The sequence below is a fragment of the Methylocystis sp. genome (genome assembly GCF_046349115.1).
Lineage (GTDB): Bacteria > Pseudomonadota > Alphaproteobacteria > Rhizobiales > Beijerinckiaceae > Methylocystis.
This window is the reverse complement of record NZ_JAXMCX010000001.1, coordinates 412,325-429,730: the sequence shown is the minus strand read 5'-3', so window position 1 is coordinate 429,730 and position 17,406 is coordinate 412,325. Positions and strand designations below refer to the sequence as shown.

Genomic DNA, 17,406 nt, shown 5'->3' with positions numbered 1-17,406 from the left:
TCGACATGGAACCGCGAGGCGTCGGGAGCAGGCGGGTCGCCACGCGCCGAATTCGGCAACCGGCTTCATTAGGCGTTTTTATCGTTAAGGGAGCGTTTACGGTGGCTTAGAATTTGGCGGCCTCGTGGCGGCGAAGCGCAATGGAAGCTTTCCTGCCGCGATTGATGACAAAATCGTCGATGTGAGCGCCAGCCGGCCTGTAAGCCGGGTTCTGTACGTTCCTTTCGGAACGTGACGACCATTCCTCTGGGACGGACGTTGCCGTCCGCCTCAAGCAACCAACCCGGGCGACTGTCCCGGAGACGGGTTGAAGACGCAAAGCTCGCGCTTTGGCCCTCTGTCGCCCCTATTCGGTCTTGCTCCCGGCGGGGCTTGCCGTGCCCCGAACGTCGCCGTTCGGGCGGTGCGCTCTTACCGCACCCTTTCACCCTTACCGCTTGCGCGGCGGTTTGCTTTCTGTGGCGCTATCCCTGGGGTCGCCCCCGCCGGACCTTATCCGGCGCCGTGTCTCCGTGGAGCCCGGACTTTCCTCTGCTTAACGCAGCGGCCGTCCAGCCGACTGGCGTCACAAGGGATAGGCGCCCCGGCGGCGGAATGCAAGACGGGCGCGTCGGAGCCGCCCGAACAGAGGTCTGCGATCAAATATTCTAAGACCAGCACAAAAGAGCTACGCGCCGCGCTGCGCAGGCAAGCAACTCGACCAGAACATTTCCGCTTGCGATGGGAATGGATTAAATCCTCGGCATGAACGCGGCGCCGAATGAGGACGAACGAGCGCGAGTCGTCGAGATTTTGGCGCCGGTCGCGGTCGACTCGACCTATTCCTATCTCGCGCCGCCGGCGATGCGGCTTTCGCCCGGCGACAGCGTCATCGCGCCGCTCGGCAAGCGCGAAGCCTATGGCGTCGTCTGGTCGATTGACGGCGGCGCCGCGCCTGGCGGCAATCTCAAGACCGTCAGCGCCCGTCTCGACCGACCGCCGCTGTCGCAAAAACTGCGCGACTTCATCGACTGGCTCGCGCGCTACACGCTGACGCCGCGCGGCATGGCGCTGCGCCTCGCGACAAGGGCCGCGGAAGACGCCGGGCCGGAGGCGACGCGCACGCTTTATCGCATGACCGGCAAGGCGCCGGAACGTCCGACGCCGACCCGCGCGCGCGTCCTCAGGGCGGCGCAAGGCGGCGTCGCCTTTTCAAAGAAAGCGCTTGCCGAAGCCGCCGCCTGCTCGACCGGCGTCATCGATACGCTCGTCGACGAGGGCGCGCTGGAGGCGATCGCCGCGCCGGCGGAGCCGATCGCGCCGCCGCTCGATCCTCTGTTCGCTATGCCGGCGCTGGAACCCGCGCAGCAGGAGGCCGCCGACGCGCTAAGAGCGGCGCTCGCTACACAGGCGTTCAAGCCCTTTCTCCTCGAAGGCGTCACCGGCTCGGGAAAGACCGAAGTCTATTTCGAGGCGATCGCCGCGACCTTGCAGGCAGGCGGACAGGCGCTGGTGATGATGCCGGAAATCGCGCTCACCACGCAATTTCTCGATCGTTTCGCGGCGCGTTTCGGCGAAAAGCCGGCTGAGTGGCATTCGGGTGTCAGCGCTCGCAAACGCGCCCGCATCTGGCGCGGCTGTGCGACCGGCGAAGTGCGCGCCGTCGTCGGCGCGCGCTCGGCGCTGTTCCTGCCCTTTTCAAATTTAAGGCTGATCGTCGTCGATGAGGAGCACGAAGGCGCCTATAAGCAGGACGACGGCGTGAGCTATCACGCCCGCGACATGGCGGTGGTGCGCGCGCGGATGGAGGAAGCGACGATCGTCCTCGCCTCGGCGACGCCTTCGATCGAGACCCGCGTCAACGCCATGCGCGGGCGCTACGGCTATCTCAAACTCGATTCGCGCGCCCGCGCGCGGCTGATGCCGACGCTCGAAGCGATCGATATGCGCAAGGAAGGGCCGCCACGCGGCAGATGGATCGCGCCGCGGCTCGCTCTCGCAGTCGGCGAAACCATCGCGCGCGGCGAGCAGGCGCTGCTCTTTCTCAATCGGCGCGGCTATGCGCCGCTGACCGTCTGCCGAACCTGCGGCCATCGCTTCCGCTGCACGCAATGCGACGCCTGGCTGGTCGAGCATCGCTTCCGCCGCGCGTTAATGTGCCATCATTGCGGCCATGTCGAGCGCCGTCCGGAGGTTTGCCCCGAATGCGGCAGCGAGGATTCGCTCGCCGCCTGCGGACCCGGCGTCGAGCGGCTCGCCGAAGAGGCGGCGACGCTTTTTCCGAACGCCCGCATCCTCGTTCTCTCGTCGGATTTTCCTGGCGGCGCCGAGCGGCTGCGGCGCGAATTGGAAGAGATCGCCAAAGGCGCCTTCGACATCGTCATCGGCACGCAGCTCGTCGCCAAGGGCCATAATTTTCCTTACCTCACGCTGGTCGGCGTGATCGACGCGGATCTGGGCCTCGGCAGCGGCGACCCGCGCGCCGCCGAGCGCACCTTCCAGCTCCTCAATCAGGTGACAGGTCGGGCCGGGCGCGGCGACAGGCCGGGACGCGCGATCATCCAGACTTTTCAGCCGTCGCATCCGGTTATGACGGCGCTGCTGTCTGGCGACGCCGAGAAGTTCTACAAGCAGGAGATCGCCGTTCGCGAGCGCGCCGGACTTCCGCCCTTCGGCCGTCTCGCGGCGCTAATCGTCTCCGCCAAGGACGCCGCCACGGCGGAAGATCATGCGCGCGCGCTGGCCCGAGCCGCGCATGAACTGCCGCCGTCGCCGCGCTACAAAGTCGCCGCGCACGGCGCCTGGCCTGATGAAAATGAGATCGCCCTTCTCGGCCCGGCGGAGGCGCCGATCGCGCTGATTCGCGGTAGATATCGATTTCGTCTGCTCGCCAAGGGGCCGCGCGGCGCCGACATGCAGGCGTTCTTGCGTGACATGCTCGCCGCCAGCCCAAAGGAAAGGGGCGGCGTGCGCGTGCAAATCGACATCGATCCGCAGAACTTCTCGTGAGGAAAGTCTTCGATGCTTTACCCGCCGACGACGCGGGCGACGATCCGCGCCGTATAATCCACCATCGGAACGATCCGCGCGTAATTGATCCGTGTCGGGCCGATGACGCCGAGCGCGCCGATGATCCGGCGCTCGCTGTCGCGCAGCGGCGCCGCGATCATCGACGAGCCGGAAAGCGAGAAGAGCTTGTTTTCCGAGCCGATGAAAATGCGCACGCCCTCGCCCTGTTCGGCGCGCTCCAGGAGATCGATGACCTCGGTCTTGGTCTCCAGATCGGCGAAGAGAAGTCGAACGCGTTCAAGATCGGCGGCGGCGGTCAGATCTTCGAGAAGATGCGCCTGGCCGCGCACGATCAGCTGCCGCGATTCGCCCATCGCGCCGGCCCAGGTCGCGAGCCCGGCTTCAACGAGCCGGGCGGCGAGTTCGTCGAGTTCGCGCTGCGCGGCCTGACGCGAGCTTTCGATGCTCGCTCTCGCTTCGGCGATTGTCCGTCCGGAAACGCGCGCGTTCAGATAATTGGCGGCCTCGGTCAGCGCCGAGGCCGGAAGATCGCGCGCGACGGGAATCACCCGGTTTTCGACTGATCCGTCGTCGGCGACGAGAATCACCAGCGCCCGCTCGGGTTCGAGCCGAACGAAATCGATCTGCTTGAGGCGCACATTGTCCTTGGAGGCGACGACGACGCCGGCGACGCGCGTCAGGCCGGACAGCAAAGTCGTCGCTTCCGCCAGAACGCCGGAGAAATCATGGTCCTTCGACGCCGCTTCAACCTCGGCGGCGATCCGCGCCCGCTCGTTTTCTTCGACATCGCCGATCTGCAGCATCGAATCGACGAAAAAGCGCAGGCCAAGTTCGGTCGGGAGCCGTCCCGCGCTGGTATGCGGCGCATAGATGAGGCCGAGTTCCTCAAGATCCTGCATGACGTTGCGCACCGACGCCGGCGACAGGGTCATCGGCAGAAGCCTCGCGAGGTTCCGCGAGCCGACCGGATCGCCGGAGGCGAGATAGCTGTCGACGATCTGGCGGAAAATTTCGCGGGCGCGGTCGCTGAGCTGCGCGAGGCTCAAAGCAGAAGGATGGGCAAGCGGCGGGTTGCGGATCATGGTTGAAGACTATCGTATCCGAGCCCCAACGAAAAAGCCCGGCCGTGAGGCCGGGCTTCGTCGACATCGGGGAGGATGGTCGATCAGAGGCCGAGGTCGGGCATGCCGATCAGCGCGCCGAAGCTCTTGATCTGATAATTGACGCCGATACGGGCGATGTTGGTGTCCAGATAGTTGCCGGTGGCGGTGCGGTAAGCGAGCGGGAAGGCCAGGTTCGCGCTGGTCGCTCCCTTCATGCGGGTGAAGATATACTCGGCCTTGATCGTCCAATTGTCGAGGACGGCGTATTCGATGCCGGCGCCGATGGCGAAACCGCCCTGCCACACCGACTGGCTGACCGGGAACAGCGCCCCCCATTGCTGGTCATTAGGAACCACCTTGCCATAGGCCAAGCCGCCGGTGATGTAAGGCAGAAACCGGCCAAAGGCATAGCCGAAACGCAGGCGCTCCATGCCAAACCACCGCAGGCGGCTGCCGGCGCCGACGCCTCCAAAAAACGTCCCCGTATTCGTGGGGCTAACATTCGCGTAGTTGAATTCGCTTTCGTAGCCGGCGACGAGACCGTTGGCGAAAACCCAATTATAGCCGTTCTGGTAACCGACCAAATATCCGCTCGTGCCGATCGAGCTCGACGCCGGAATTGCGAGGAAGGGTCCGGGCGACAGCAGGTAGACCTGCGAATAATGGCTGGAGGTGCCGCCGGCATAGGCGCCGCTGATGCCGATGTGAAAACCTTCCCAGCTGAAAACCGGCGGCGGCGGAGGCGGCGGCGCCTTGTAGATGGGAAGGTCAGCCGCCGAAGCGGCGCTGACCGCAAGCACTGACGCGAAGGCGCCAACAATAAAGGTTCTGAAAGACATCTAAGGCGCCTCCAATAAGCCCGTCCTCTCAGGACGAACGGCAGTTTCAAAGGCAAAGTATCATCATCAATCCTAAGAGGTAATGAGCGCCCAGCGCTGGAGCGGCGTTTTTCCGGCGCCGTTGCCGATAGGCCACACCTTCGCGCAATGCTCTGTTTCTCAAGTTCTATTTTCCGCGCCAGCGCTGATCAACGCCCCCGTCAGCACGCCGAGGCTCGCCTTGTAAGCGCAAAGCGAGAAGCGTGAATCGTAATAGCGGCGCGCCGGACAGGCGCGACGCGCGGATTCATTTAACGGCGCGATTGCGGCCGCCCGGCTCAGCGCGTCGGCGAATTCCGACGCGGAATCGGCGATGACGACGCCCGGCAGGCGCAGCGCCTCCTCATCCATCCCCCGCATCGCCTGCGTGGTCGCGATCAGCGGCAGACCGCTCGACAATGCTTCGACCGACTTGATCGACAGCCCGGTGCCGCTGACCGTCGGCAGCAGCGCGACGCGGGCGTTCGCATAGACCGCGCGGGGATCGTCGACCCGGCCGAGGAACCAGTCCTTATACGCGGCGTATTGCTCCGGAGCCTTGGCGCGAATGGCGGCGTCGACATTGCCGACGATTTTAACCGCGACGCCGTCCGTCTTCGGCGCGACCTCGCGCAGGAACCAGATCACGCTTTCGACATTGGCGGCGTTGTTGCTCGCGACGAGAACGATGTCAGGCCCGCCAGGGCCGGTCGGCGCTTCGGGAATGGCGGGATAGAGCAGCGCATGGGCCTTCTCTGGCAGCAGCGCGCGAAAGCTTTCGGCCTCCTCAGCATTGAGATGCAACAAGAGATCGGCGCCGCGCATCGCTTCGAGTTCTCGCGCCAGCATCGATTCATAGGTGGCGCGGGGCGAAAGCCACGGCATGGTTTGATTGATCAGCGCGAATTGGCGCGCCTGCAGATCATGCGTGTCAAGCAGGACCGGAGCGGCGCCGCGCGAGAGCCGCCGCGCGATCGGCATCAGGAAAAAATGATTGCAATGAACGAGATCGAAACGCGCGTCGTCGACGCCGGGCGACAGCAGCGTGCGCTCCGCCATGCCGAGACGCACCGCCGCCTGATCGCCATGGATATAGGGCCACAGCACATGGCGTAAAAAGCGCGGCGCGAACACCGCGAAAAGCGGCGCGCCTCCGTAAAAGCGGGCGCCGTCGTCAAGCTCCGGGGTCGCCCGATTGAACGACTTCCATATCCAGTTCCGGCCTGGGACGAAGCCCGGATCGGAACTGATCGAGATGGGAAAAACTTCGGCGCCCAGCGCGCGATAGGCGGCGATTTGGCCAAGGACGACGCGATAGGTGCCGCAGGAGTGCCAAGCCGGATGGATGAGCGCGACGCGCCGGCCGAACAGCGGACGCGCGGCGCAAGCCGAGCGGTCACTCGATGAATCGCCCAAGCCGGTCCTCCAACTGGCGCAAGCCGCAGCCTAATCAGACTTCGAGCCTTCCGACAATCTTCCGGCGCGCTCGTGAACGACCCGGAAGGCTGAAGAAGTTCAGAGTTCGGCGGCGGCCGTCGCCAGGGCGCGGGCATAAGCCTCCTGGCTGAAGGCGTCTTCATACAGGCGGCGGGTGTCGCTTCGCTCCGGCGCCGCAGCCTGGCCGCCTTCGGCGCGCGCCTCGGCGTCGCGCCACAATGCCGCGAATTGCTGGGCGTTTTCGGCGAGCGCGACATTGCTCAATTTCGCCGGGTCGACCTGCATGCCGCGAAACGCCAGCGGCGTCGCGACAAGCGGCACGCCGCAGGAGAGCGCCTCGACCGCCTTGATCGACAGGCCATGGCCTTCGACGGTGGGGAGCAGCACGCAACCGGCGTTGGCGTAGACCGCGCCAATGTCGTCGACCCGGCCTTTGAACAAGGCCCGGTGGGCTTCATAGAGGCCGGCGTCGCGTCGCTTCACGCCGCCGTCGATATTGCCGTAAATCGCGACGCGCGCGTCGCCCGCCAGCGGCACGACCTCTTCCAGAAACCAGCGCAGGCTGACGTAATTGCCGTAATTGTCGCTCGCGACGATGATGACGTCGCGCCCGCGCGCCAATGGGGCCGACAGCACGGCCGGATAGATCAGCGCGTGCCGAAGCTCGGGCAGCAGCTTTTGGAAATCGCGATGCTCCTCTTCATTGAGATGGGCGCAAAGATCGGCGCGCCGCATCCAAGCGAGTTCAATCTTGAGCATGTCGTCGTAGGTCGCATAGGGCGGAATGAAGAAGCCGCCCTTGTTGCGCAGCATATATTGGCGCGCCTGAATGTCCTGCGTCTCCAGAACCACCGGAACTTTACGCCCGCGCATCAGCGTCTCGACGAAAGGCAGGGTGAAATAATGATTGGCGTGAATGAAATCGATCGTTTCGTTCTCGAAGCCCTCGGGCAGCGGCGTGCGCCTGGCGAGTTCGATCAGCCACGACGCCTGATCGCCGTGGATCAGTCGCCACCAGCCGTCGACGAGAAGCCGCGACGCCAGGGCCGAGAAGGGCGCGCCCGCAAAATAGCGGCGGTCGGCGCCGATGTCGTTAGACGCTTCGATATAGGTCGGCCAGCGCGCGCCGCCCGGCGGACGACGCGCCAGATCGTCCATCATCGCCACCGAAATGACGCGCGCGCCGAGCGCCTTATAAGCGGCGATCTGACTGACGTTGACCTGATAGCTACCGCAACTGTGCCACGCCGCGTGAACGACGGCGACGGTCTTGCCGGCGAAAGGGCGCTCATTTGCGCCCAGGGACTCTTCCCGGCCCGTCGCGGACCAGAAACTTTTATTCATCGTATCAGACATGGCGCTGCAACATGGCGATCGCTTCAAATTCCTCACTAAATTCGCGAGCATGGCTTCGCCGCTAGGGGCGTCCAGACTCCGCGCTTCGCCCGATGCCGGGCCGCCTCTTGCATTTGCCCGCCGTTTTCAAATACATCCCCTATATGAGGCTTCCCTTGCCAATTCCAGTCTTATCGCCCGAGAGCGCGGCGGCGCCAAGCGCCGTCCCGACCAAGCGCTACGGCGTCGCCATCGTCGGCAATGACAAGATCATCGACTGGCTGCTGCCTTTCCTTGAAAGCTACCGCGACACCAATTCGTCATTGCCGCTTTATCTCATTCCCTATGACGACAATGTCGCGATGACGCGCCGCGCCGCGGAGATATATGGCGCGCATTACGTCGGCGAGGAACCGACCGAAATTGACAAGCTCTCGCATGAACTCTACCCGGGCGTCTTCAACAACAACCGCCGTCGATTGAGAAAGCTTCAAGCGCTCGCGCTCCCGCTCGACGAAGTCGCCTATGTCGACGTCGACGTCATTTTGTTTCGCGACTTCACGCCGCTCTTCGGCCGGCTCGAGAGCGGCAGGACCGAATTCATCGTCGCCTCGCCGAGCTTCGAATATGTCTACAACGACCGGCGCGACCGTTATCCTTTCTTGAAGGATGCGCTGCTCTTCAATGACGGCTTCTGGCTCACCTCGAACCAATATTTGAAGCTCTCGGACTTCATCGACACGATCCGCGACGACGCCGCGATCTTTCACGACGTGCGCAAACGCGGTCAGCTCTTCGCTCAGCCGCTGGTCAATTTCGTCACCCATCGGCGCGGCGTCAAAATCGAACTTCTCCCGAATGTGATCTCAGGCGCTTCGCACGAAAGCTTCTACAAAGCGCCGGGCGTCGAATTCAAGAATGGCAAGCCGGTCGATTACGAAGGCAAGGAAATTTATTTCGCGCATTGGGCGGGCGCCACCGCTTTGCCCAAAAGCGGCGTTTTTGATCACGCATGGACCGCATATTCGAAGGCCGCCTGGGCGAGGTTCAAGCAGTGACGCCGCACGCTCTGCTTTCCGCGCCGAACTGTAAACGATAGCGCGAAGGGCCCGCCATGCCGCGCCTGCTGTTCCTCTATCTCTTCAAGCGCATCGGATTTGGCGTGCTCGTCGTCCAATTCGCGCTCTCCGTTCCCGTCGTCCTCTCTTATCTGCTTTACCAGCTGCCGCCCGCCGCGGTGCGCGGCGGCCTCGTCATCCCCGCCCTCATCGGCGTGACGCCGACCGTGGCCTATGTGACGCTGCCAATGGCGGTCGGCGTCGCCACCGCGCTCGAATTCGGGCGCATGGCGAGCGAAGGCATGATCGCCGTTCTCTATGCCTTGCGCCTCTCGGTCTGGGCCATCTGTCGCCCGGCGCTGGTCTTGGCCTCGGGCGTGGTCGTCCTGGGCTATCTGCTCGCCAATTTCGCGGCGCCGCATTATTCGAGCGAAATGCAGGACGTGCTCAATGTGGTGCGTAATTCGCTCAACCACCGCATGCTCGACGCCGCGCATTTCTACACTTTCGATAATGGCGTGAAGACGCTCTATATCGAGCGCTGGGAGACGCCCGACCTTGCGGTCAATCTTTTCGTTCGCCAGCTTTCGGTCGAAAAGATGCAGGAAGAGACGGTGACGGCGGCGCGCGCCGAATTTCGGCGCAACGAATCAGGCGTCATCGTCGCGCTCTCCAACGGCAGCATCCAGACGCATTCGCTGACAACGAACGAGGTGCGCATCGCCAATTTCGACGAATACGCCATGGCCTTGCCGATGCAGGGTAGCGCATCGCTGCCCGACCGAGGCTGGCAAGGGGTCTATGAATTGTCCGCTGGCGATTTTATCGCCAATTTCGCCACGGCGAAGCGCGATCCGCGCCAACTCGGAGAGTGGATGGCCGAAGCGGCCAAGCGCTTCGGCGTGCCGACGCTCGCCATCGCCCATACGCTGCTCGCAATGGCGCTGGTCCTGACCTTCGGCAACATCACCGGCCGGCGCGGGGGCGCGGGCGGCTTCGCCACGATCGCGGTGCCGGCGGTTCACATCGGCTTTCTGGTGGCGCTCGAATCCTTGCTGCGCCTCAACGGGCTGTTCGTCCTGCTGCTCGCCGCGGCCGCCATCGCCGAAGTCGGCGCGTCCATCTGGCTGATCGCGCGGCTCAATTGGAGCCCGAAGCCGAAGCGGCTGTTCGAGGGACGCGCGTATTCCGCCGCGCGCGACGCTTATGCGGCGCCGCTCGCCTGATCCTCTTCGGCGAGCATCGCGCGACGATAATCCGCGATCACCTTTTCGGGATTGCCAATCTCGCGCACGACGCCGCCCTCGAGCCAGAGCACGCGGTCGCAGAGCGAGGCCAGAAAGTTGAGATCGTGCGAGACCATCAAAATGGTGCCGGTCCTGGCGAATTCAGCGATGTATTTTTCGCATTTGCGCTGAAAGATTTCGTCGCCGACCGACAGCGCTTCGTCGACGATGAGCACGTCGGCCTTGGCGAAGGCGCAGATGCCGAAAGCGACGCGCGCGATCATGCCCATCGAATAGGTGCGCATCGGCTGTTCAAAGAAAGGCCCAATGTCGGCGAAGGCGGCGATGTCGTCGATGCAGGCGTCGACCTCCTTGCGCGACAGGCCCAGAATCGCCGCGCCGATGCGGGCGTTTTCGCGCCCCGTCAGCAGACCGTCGAAGCCTGAGCCAAGCGCCAGGATTGGCGCGATTCGGCCAGCGACTTTGAAATCGCCCTTCGTCGGCTGGGTGATGCCGCATAGAATCTGCAGGAGGGTCGTCTTGCCGGCGCCGTTGCGCCCGACGATCCCGACGCGCTCACCCTTCTCCACCGTGAAATTCACGTCGTGGAGCACCCATTTCTCCCGGTAGAACTTCTTCCACAGGCCAAACAGGATCTGCTTGAGCTGATCATTCTGATGCGCATAGAGCTGAAACGCCTTGCCGACTCCCGCGCAGCGGATTGTGGGCTCAGATGACATCGACGATGACCGACTTGTAGCGCATGAAGAATTGATAGCCGCCGATGAACACGGCGTAGGAGATAGCGACGAGCGCGATATAGCCGAAGACGTTCGGCAAGGTTCCGTCGAGCGCGATCCCCCGCAGCATCTCGATATAATCGCCGACAATGTTCAGTCGCAGCCACAGCGCCATCGATCCGGACATGGCGGCGATCTGGTCCAGGCGATAGAAGATCGGGGTCGCGAACATCAACACCGGCACGATCGAAGCCATGATATGGGCGACATCGCGCGTGAACGCCCCGAGCGCCATCAGAAACCACACCACGCCCAAAATGAAAAGAAAGAAGGGCGCGATGAGAAACGGCGTCAGCAAAATCGTCAAGGGAAGCGATCCAGCCGTCACCAATCGAAAGACGATGTAGACGGCGAACGCCACCCCGCCATAGGTGAAGGCGCGGATGGTGGCCGTCCAGGCGATGGTTTCGCTGGGGAAAATCGACTTCTTCACGAAGTTGACATGCTCGTGCAGAAGCATCGGCGCACGATAGGCCAGTTCGCTGAACAGGTTGAAGGCGATCAGCCCGATGAAGATCGAGCCTGCATAGTCGGTGACGCTCATGCCGGCGGAAAGCTGGGGAACCGTGAGCGAAAACAGCGCCGTATAGGTGAGCAGCATGACGAGCGGCGAGATCACCGCCCAGAGCGGTCCGAGCGCCGAGCCGCGAAACCTGGAAATGAATTCCCGCCGCGCAACGGCGCGGATAAGCTCCCGATTGCGCCAGGCCCGTTCGAAGGGCGCGACATAGGCGGAAGGAATCGAGGCGAGCAACTGTCGGCGCGTCCTTTCAGGCTTGGTCCATGATCTCGAAAGGCGCGGCGCCTCCGTTGAACACGATGTTGCGCCGGTCGAGCGCCGTCGAGCCCGGCGCAGCGTCGCCCGCATAGACCAGTTCAGCCCGCCTCATGTCAATGGCGGCGCTCAACCCTCAAGGAGACTGAATGGATTTTCGGAGCGCAGGGTCTTCGCGGGCGGCGATGGCGACTCGTCGGCAGGCGATTGCCGAACTGGCCGCCGGACTTGGCGCCGGACTTGTCGCCGGACTTGGCGCAATCGGGGCTCTGACCATCCTGCCGGGCGGCGGCGCGGCGCCGGAGCCCTACCAGCTCGGCGAATGGACTGGCGACAGTTTCGCGCCCATGCACGCCATCCGCGACGGGCTTGGACGCGGTCCGCTTCCCGCCGCCGAGCGGCGCGTCGACGTCGCGATAATCGGCGGCGGACTTGCTGGCCTTGCCGTCGCCTCGCTGCTTGAGGATCGCGACCTCGTCGTCCTGGAGCGCGAGTCTGAGCCCGGCGGCGTCGCCAAATCGAAGCGCTGGCGCAATGTCGACTACGCCCTTGGTTCGGCATATATCGTTGATATTAATGAGCCTTTTGATGGCTTCTATGAGCGGCTCGGTCTCGCGCCGCAACCCGTCAGCCCGCCAGTGGACCAGCTTTTGACCGGATCGGCCGGCGAAGGCGACCCTCGGGACGGGAAATGGCGAGACGCCTATGCGGGCCTCAAGGCGCTTCTGCGCCGCCTCCGCGAGAGCCCCGATTTTCCCGCCATTCCGATTTCCGAGGCGTCGGCGCCGGCGTTGGCGCTGGACAGGCTGTCCCTCCTCGATTTCCTGCGCGGCGAACATATCGGCGGCGAACTCTTCGGCCTCCTCGACGCCTATTGCCTGTCAGCGCTCGGCGCCCCCGCGGCCGATATTTCGGCCTATGCCGGCGTCAACTTTCTCTCTGATATCAACGCCCGGATCTATGCCTTCCCGGGCGGCAACGCCGCGATCGCCCGCGCCATGGCGGCGCGGATTTCGCGCGCCGGCGAAGGCCGCATCGTCACCGGCGCCGCGGTCTATGCGATCGAGCCGGCGGAAGACGGCTACGCCCGCGTCGGCTGGTTCGACGCGCATGATCCGGGAACGCCCCGCTGCCTTGAAGCGCGAAGGGCGGTGGTCGCCGCGCCCTACTTCTTCGCGGGCCGCATCCTGCGCGGGGCCGATCCGGCCGTGACGGCCACAATGACGTCTCTGAGACAGGGGAGCTATCTTGTCGCCAATTGCTGTTTCGAGGGGCCGCCGCCGGACCTGCGTTACGACAGCTGGGCGCTGGGCGCACAGAGCTTCAGCGACGTAGTCAGCGCGACCGCCGTCCTTCCCGCCGCCGAGAGGCCCAGCGATCACAACGTGCTCACCGTCTACGCCCCGTTTCGCGACCCGCGCGCCGGCCGCGCGCGCCTGCTCGCCGGAGATCGCGCCGCCCTCGCCGCGCCGATCGTCGAAGAGCTGCGACGCTTCCTGCCGGAGGCATTCGACGGCGCCCGACTTGTCGAAGCGCGGCTGACGCGCTGGGGGCACCATCATCTCATCGCTGCGCCGGGGATCGTTGCGATGATGCGGGCCTTGCCCAAGCGCTTCGGCAATGTGCTGCTCGCGCATTCGGACGGTCAGGGGATGCCGGCGGTCGAGAGCGCGATCGTCGAGGCGTTGAACGCCGTCGCGACCATCAAAAGAGGCTGAGCCCCTATTCCACCGTCACACTCTTGGCGAGATTGCGCGGCTGATCCACGTCTTTACCCATGAAGGTCGCGACGTGATAGGCGAGCAGCTGCACGGGAATGGCGTAAGCGATGACCGCGAACGGCCCGGCGACGCTCTCCGCCATTTCAATAAAGCCGGCAAGGTCGGCGGCCGCGGCGTCCCGCGCATGCTGCGAGCCGATGAGGATCAGATGTCCGCCGCGCGCGGCGACTTCCTGGAGATTGGAGACCGTCTTTTCTAGGCTGGCGTCCGGCGGCGCCAGCACGATCACCGGCATTGCGTAGTCGATGAGCGCGATCGGGCCATGTTTCAATTCGCCCGCCGCATAGCCTTCGGCGTGAATATAGGACAATTCCTTGAGCTTCAGCGCGCCTTCCAGCGCCAGCGGAAAAGCGGGTCCGCGGCCGAGATAGAGCACGCTCGACGCTCGCGCCACGTCGCGCGCCACAGGTTCGATCTGCGCCTCGCGCGCCAGCGCCTGCGCCATCTGGCCCGGCGCGGCGACAAGCTCGGCGACGAGTTCGCGTTCGCGTTCCTTGCTCAGAACGCCGCGCGCGCGACCCAGCGCCAGCGCCAGACAGGCGAAGACCGCGAGCTGGCAGGTGAAAGCCTTCGTCGAGGCGACGCCGATCTCGGGTCCCGCCAATGTCTGGGCGACCGTCTCGCTCTCGCGGGCGATCGTCGATGTTTCGACATTGACGATCGAGAGAATGTGCTGGCCCTGTTCGCGGGCGTAGCGCAGCGCGGCGAGCGTATCGGCCGTCTCCCCCGACTGCGAGACGAGAATGGTCAGCCCGTTCTCGGGCAGCGGCGCCTCGCGGTAACGAAATTCGGACGCGATATCGATTTCGACCGAGAGGCGGGCGAAGCGCTCCAGCCAGTAGCGCGCCACGAGCCCGGCGTAATAGGCGGTGCCGCAGGCCGAAATGGTCACGCGCGACAGCGCCTTCGGATCGAATTTGAGGTCGAACGGCAAGCGCACGACGCCCTCGGCGAGATCGAGATAATGGGCGAGCGTGCGGCCGACGACCTCTGGCTGCTCGTGGATTTCCTTGGCCATGAAGTGGCGGTAGTTGCCCTTGTCGACCAGGAAGGAGCCGGCGACGAGCGGCTGAAAGCGCCGCTCGACGTTAGCGTCATTCGCGTCATGGAAGCGCACGCCTTCGCGCGTCAGCGTCACCCAGTCGCCCTCGTCGAGATAGGCGATTGAGGTTGCGAAAGGCGCAAGCGCCAAAGCGTCCGAGCCGAGATAGACTCCCTCACTGCTCCTGCCGACAGCGAGCGGCGAACCGCGTCTCGCGCCGATCAGGAGATCATTTTCCCCTTCGAACAGAAAGGCGAGCGCGAAGGCGCCTTTGAGCCGCTTCAACGCGGCGGCGACGGCTTTCTCCGGCGTCGCGCCCTTGCGCATCTCGTCGGCGACAAGATGGGCGACGGCTTCCGAATCGGTTTCCGTCGAAAAGACATGGCCTTTCGCCGTCAGTTCGGCGCGCAGCTCGCGAAAATTCTCGATGATGCCATTATGAACCACCGCGACGCGATCATTGGCGTGCGGATGGGCGTTGTTCTCGGTCGGGCGGCCATGCGTCGCCCAGCGCGTATGGCCGATGCCGACAGCGCCGTAGAGCGGCTCGGCTGCGAGCTTTTCCTCGAGATTCTTGAGCTTGCCGCTGGCGCGCAAACGCGTGAGATGGCCGTTCTCGAGCGTGGCGATTCCGGCGGAATCATAGCCGCGATATTCGAGCCGCTTGAGCGATTCGACGATCCTGCCCGCGACCGGACCCGTCCCAATAATGCCCACAATGCCGCACATGACGACCTCCGAAGCGATAATAGCAAGAGCGCCGGTAAAGCGGACCGGCGCCGGAAATCAGACGGGTATCAGGGTTAAGGGAAACTCCTGCGCGTTCGCCTCGCCTCAACCTTCATAAGCGACAAGCGCGTACGTCCGTGGCGGAAAAGTCTGCGCCTTTGAAAAGCAGCGGCCAATCGAGGTCTTGGCGAGCGCATAAGCGGCGCAATCGGCGAGATTGAGGCGCGCCTTGGGATCCACGCCCTTGCCATAGCGCCCATAGGCGGCGATCGCCGCGCGCGCCTGCGCCGCGTCGAAGGCGGCGATCTCAATCTCGAATTCCGCCATTAGCCGCTACATGATCGCAACGCCATCCTCACCCAGGCGCGCACGCAAAACGCACGCAGACTCATGCACGTTGACGGCCGACATCACGCCACGCTCGAGGATGACGATCGGCTCGACCTCTCTCTTCTCCGGCTCATTTAGGGCGATGGCGATCAATGCCGAGCTATCGACGACGATCATAGCTCGTTGATGTCGTCCATGATTTCCTGCGGAGAACGCGAATCGAGAATTGGCAGGGCCGCGATTTCCGCGACAAGTCGGTCAATGCGCGCTTTTTCGCGGCGAACTCAGCGTCATTCTGCGCGCGCGCGGGTAGTTGCTCCGGCCCAACCCCCGCCGCGCGGGCGGACTCTTCCAGCTCCTGACGCACGGCCTCATCGACCGAAACCCGCCGGGCGGCGGCGAGGCGCTCGGCCAGCGCCTGGGTCTCTTGGGAAAACGTGATCATGGCGTGCAGTTTAACATGAGCGGGAAAGAAAATCCGGCCTATTACCGCTTGGCCTTTTTCGCCGCCTGCGCAACCCGAAATGAGGCCGCCCAGCCCGCCTTCTCCGTCTGCCGGCCGCGCGCCACCGCGAGTGAATTGGGCGCGACATCCTTGGTGATGACGGAGCCTGACCCGACATAGGCGCCCTGCCCGATCGTCACCGGCGCGACAAGCGAGGAATTCGAGCCGATAAAGGCGTTTTCGCCGATCGTCGTGCGATATTTGAGGAAGCCGTCGTAATTGCAGGTGATGGTTCCGGCGCCGATATTGGCGTTGGCGCCGATGTCGGCGTCGCCGATATAGGTCAGATGATTGACCTTGGCGCCGCGCGCGACAGTGGCGTTCTTGATCTCGACGAAATTACCGACCTTGGCTTTTTCCGCAAGCGCCGCGCCCGGCCGCAGCCGCGCGAAGGGGCCGATCGTCGCGCCCTTGCCGACGCTCGCGCCTTCAAGATGCGAGAAGGAATGTATCACGGCGCCGTCGGCGATCGTCACGCCGGGACCGATGACGACATGCGGCTCGATGGTCACGTCGCGGCCGATCTGCGTATCGGCGGAAAGAAATACCGTTTCGGGCGCGATCATCGTCGCGCCGCCCGCCATGGCTGCGCGACGCAGGCGCGCCTGCGCGACGGCTTCAGCCTGAGAAAGCTGGATTCGGTCGTTGACGCCCAGCACTTCGCTTTCGTCGGCGATGACGACTTTCGCATCGCGGCCGTCGGCGCGCGCCAGTTCGACGATATCGGTGAGGTAGAATTCGCCTTTGGCGTTCTTATTGTCGATCTTTTCGATCAGACGCAGCGCATGGGCCCCGTCGATCGCCATCAACCCGCCATTGCAAAGCGTGACGGCGCGCTCTTCTTCGCTCGCGTCTTTCTCCTCGCGGATCGCAACGAGACGGCCGGCGGCGTCGCGCAACAGCCGCCCGTAGCCGAACGGGTTGTAGGCTTCAAAACCCAGAACCGCGACGGCGGCTCCCTCGGCGATGGCGGCGCGCATTGCGCCGATCGTCGGCGCGGTCAGCAGCGGCGTATCGGCGAACAGCACAATGAGGTCGTCGCATCCTTCCGCGATGGCCGCGCGCGCGGCGAGAACGGCATGCGCGGTGCCGCGCCGTTCGTTCTGGACAAACATTTGCGCGTCGGGGATGCAGCGTCGCGCCTCGGCGCCGACGTCGTCCCGTTCCGGGCCGACGATCACCGCAACCCGGCCGACGCCCGCTTTGAGGGCGCTCGACAGCACATTGGCGAGCATGGACCGGCCGGCGACCTCATGCAGCGCCTTTGGGCGGTCGGATTTCATCCTTGTGCCCTCGCCAGCGGCGAGGACGATCGCAAGCGCGCTTCTTTCTGTCGGCATCAGGCGCCCAGGGGCTAGACATTGCGAATGGAAACGGCGGAGCGGCGCCGCTTGAGCCGCGGTTTTGGCAGATTCGAGC

Annotated in this window: 14 protein-coding genes and 1 other RNA gene; 4 read left to right on the top strand and 11 right to left on the bottom strand. The window is 64.3% G+C overall.

The genetic code is table 11. The annotated features are described in order from the left end of the window. Positions 1 to 184 precede the first annotated feature (184 nt). An RNA gene (gene rnpB, locus U1E20_RS01970) (RNase P RNA component class A) lies at positions 185 to 563 on the bottom strand. A gap of 181 nt (positions 564 to 744) precedes the next feature. Here rnpB and U1E20_RS01965 point away from each other — a divergent pair. Beyond that, positions 745 to 2,988: a primosomal protein N' gene (locus tag U1E20_RS01965; RefSeq protein ID WP_409978903.1), complete on the top strand. Its 2,244-nt coding sequence runs from the start codon at positions 745 to 747 to the stop codon at positions 2,986 to 2,988. Between the two features lie 17 nt (positions 2,989 to 3,005). Here U1E20_RS01965 and hrcA read toward each other — a convergent pair whose 3' ends face one another. The 4 genes from hrcA to U1E20_RS01945 form a co-directional block, all read right to left on the bottom strand. Continuing rightward, positions 3,006 to 4,091, bottom strand: a complete 1,086-nt coding sequence (gene hrcA / locus U1E20_RS01960; protein ID WP_409978902.1) for a heat-inducible transcriptional repressor HrcA — start codon at positions 4,089 to 4,091, stop codon at positions 3,006 to 3,008. 83 nt (positions 4,092 to 4,174) lie between these two features. Then, entirely contained in the window at positions 4,175 to 4,951 is a 777-nt protein-coding gene (locus U1E20_RS01955) for an outer membrane protein (protein WP_409978901.1), read from the bottom strand. Between the two features lie 159 nt (positions 4,952 to 5,110). Next, entirely contained in the window at positions 5,111 to 6,385 is a 1,275-nt protein-coding gene (locus U1E20_RS01950; protein WP_409978900.1) for a glycosyltransferase family 4 protein, read from the bottom strand. A 99-nt stretch (positions 6,386 to 6,484) separates the two neighbouring features. Further along, positions 6,485 to 7,750, bottom strand: coding sequence for a glycosyltransferase (locus U1E20_RS01945; protein ID WP_409978899.1), 1,266 nt, complete (start codon positions 7,748 to 7,750; stop codon positions 6,485 to 6,487). 104 nt (positions 7,751 to 7,854) lie between these two features. On the opposite strand from U1E20_RS01945, the gene U1E20_RS01940 reads away from it, so the two are divergent. Together U1E20_RS01940 and U1E20_RS01935 are read left to right on the top strand one after the other, a co-directional pair. Next, positions 7,855 to 8,799, top strand: coding sequence for a hypothetical protein (locus U1E20_RS01940; protein ID WP_409978898.1), 945 nt, complete (start codon positions 7,855 to 7,857; stop codon positions 8,797 to 8,799). 56 nt (positions 8,800 to 8,855) lie between these two features. After that, a complete protein-coding gene (locus U1E20_RS01935) occupies positions 8,856 to 10,025 on the top strand; it encodes an LptF/LptG family permease (RefSeq protein WP_409978897.1) in 1,170 nt (389 codons plus the stop codon). Here the strand turns inward: U1E20_RS01935 and U1E20_RS01930 are convergent. After that, positions 10,004 to 10,765, bottom strand: a complete 762-nt coding sequence (locus tag U1E20_RS01930) for an ABC transporter ATP-binding protein (RefSeq protein ID WP_409978896.1) — start codon at positions 10,763 to 10,765, stop codon at positions 10,004 to 10,006. The genes U1E20_RS01935 and U1E20_RS01930 overlap by 22 nt on opposite strands. Further along, positions 10,755 to 11,579 (bottom strand): ABC transporter permease, encoded by an 825-nt coding sequence (locus tag U1E20_RS01925; RefSeq protein ID WP_409978895.1) that lies wholly within the window; start codon positions 11,577 to 11,579, stop codon positions 10,755 to 10,757. Before U1E20_RS01925 ends, U1E20_RS01930 begins: the two co-directional genes overlap by 11 nt. A gap of 170 nt (positions 11,580 to 11,749) precedes the next feature. On the opposite strand from U1E20_RS01925, the gene U1E20_RS01920 reads away from it, so the two are divergent. Then, positions 11,750 to 13,318, top strand: a complete 1,569-nt coding sequence (locus U1E20_RS01920) for an FAD-dependent oxidoreductase (RefSeq protein ID WP_409978894.1) — start codon at positions 11,750 to 11,752, stop codon at positions 13,316 to 13,318. Positions 13,319 to 13,322: 4 nt separating this feature from the next. Here U1E20_RS01920 and glmS read toward each other — a convergent pair whose 3' ends face one another. The 4 genes from glmS to glmU form a co-directional block, all read right to left on the bottom strand. Then, entirely contained in the window at positions 13,323 to 15,152 is a 1,830-nt protein-coding gene (glmS, locus tag U1E20_RS01915) for a glutamine--fructose-6-phosphate transaminase (isomerizing) (protein ID WP_409978893.1), read from the bottom strand. 105 nt (positions 15,153 to 15,257) lie between these two features. Next, a complete protein-coding gene (locus U1E20_RS01910; RefSeq protein ID WP_409978892.1) occupies positions 15,258 to 15,479 on the bottom strand; it encodes a hypothetical protein in 222 nt (73 codons plus the stop codon). Between the two features lie 6 nt (positions 15,480 to 15,485). Beyond that, a complete protein-coding gene (locus U1E20_RS01905) occupies positions 15,486 to 15,659 on the bottom strand; it encodes a type II toxin-antitoxin system VapC family toxin (RefSeq protein WP_409978891.1) in 174 nt (57 codons plus the stop codon). Positions 15,660 to 15,968: 309 nt separating this feature from the next. Then, entirely contained in the window at positions 15,969 to 17,327 is a 1,359-nt protein-coding gene (glmU, locus tag U1E20_RS01900; RefSeq protein ID WP_409978890.1) for a bifunctional UDP-N-acetylglucosamine diphosphorylase/glucosamine-1-phosphate N-acetyltransferase GlmU, read from the bottom strand. Positions 17,328 to 17,406: the final 79 nt, after the last annotated feature.

Excerpts from the sequence above, each read along its gene's own strand:
- U1E20_RS01965 (WP_409978903.1), top strand. The coding sequence starts at position 745 with ATGAACGCGGCGCCGAATGAGGACGAACGAGCGCGAGTCGTCGAGATT.
- hrcA (WP_409978902.1), bottom strand. The coding sequence starts at position 4,091 with ATGATCCGCAACCCGCCGCTTGCCCATCCTTCTGCTTTGAGCCTCGCG.
- U1E20_RS01955 (WP_409978901.1), bottom strand. The coding sequence starts at position 4,951 with ATGTCTTTCAGAACCTTTATTGTTGGCGCCTTCGCGTCAGTGCTTGCG.
- U1E20_RS01945 (WP_409978899.1), bottom strand. The coding sequence starts at position 7,750 with ATGAATAAAAGTTTCTGGTCCGCGACGGGCCGGGAAGAGTCCCTGGGC.
- U1E20_RS01940 (WP_409978898.1), top strand. The coding sequence starts at position 7,855 with ATGCCGGGCCGCCTCTTGCATTTGCCCGCCGTTTTCAAATACATCCCC.
- U1E20_RS01935 (WP_409978897.1), top strand. The coding sequence starts at position 8,856 with ATGCCGCGCCTGCTGTTCCTCTATCTCTTCAAGCGCATCGGATTTGGC.
- U1E20_RS01930 (WP_409978896.1), bottom strand. The coding sequence starts at position 10,765 with ATGTCATCTGAGCCCACAATCCGCTGCGCGGGAGTCGGCAAGGCGTTT.
- U1E20_RS01920 (WP_409978894.1), top strand. The coding sequence starts at position 11,750 with ATGGATTTTCGGAGCGCAGGGTCTTCGCGGGCGGCGATGGCGACTCGT.
- glmS (WP_409978893.1), bottom strand. The coding sequence starts at position 15,152 with ATGTGCGGCATTGTGGGCATTATTGGGACGGGTCCGGTCGCGGGCAGG.
- U1E20_RS01910 (WP_409978892.1), bottom strand. The coding sequence starts at position 15,479 with ATGGCGGAATTCGAGATTGAGATCGCCGCCTTCGACGCGGCGCAGGCG.
- U1E20_RS01905 (WP_409978891.1), bottom strand. The coding sequence starts at position 15,659 with ATGATCGTCGTCGATAGCTCGGCATTGATCGCCATCGCCCTAAATGAG.
- glmU (WP_409978890.1), bottom strand. The coding sequence starts at position 17,327 with ATGCCGACAGAAAGAAGCGCGCTTGCGATCGTCCTCGCCGCTGGCGAG.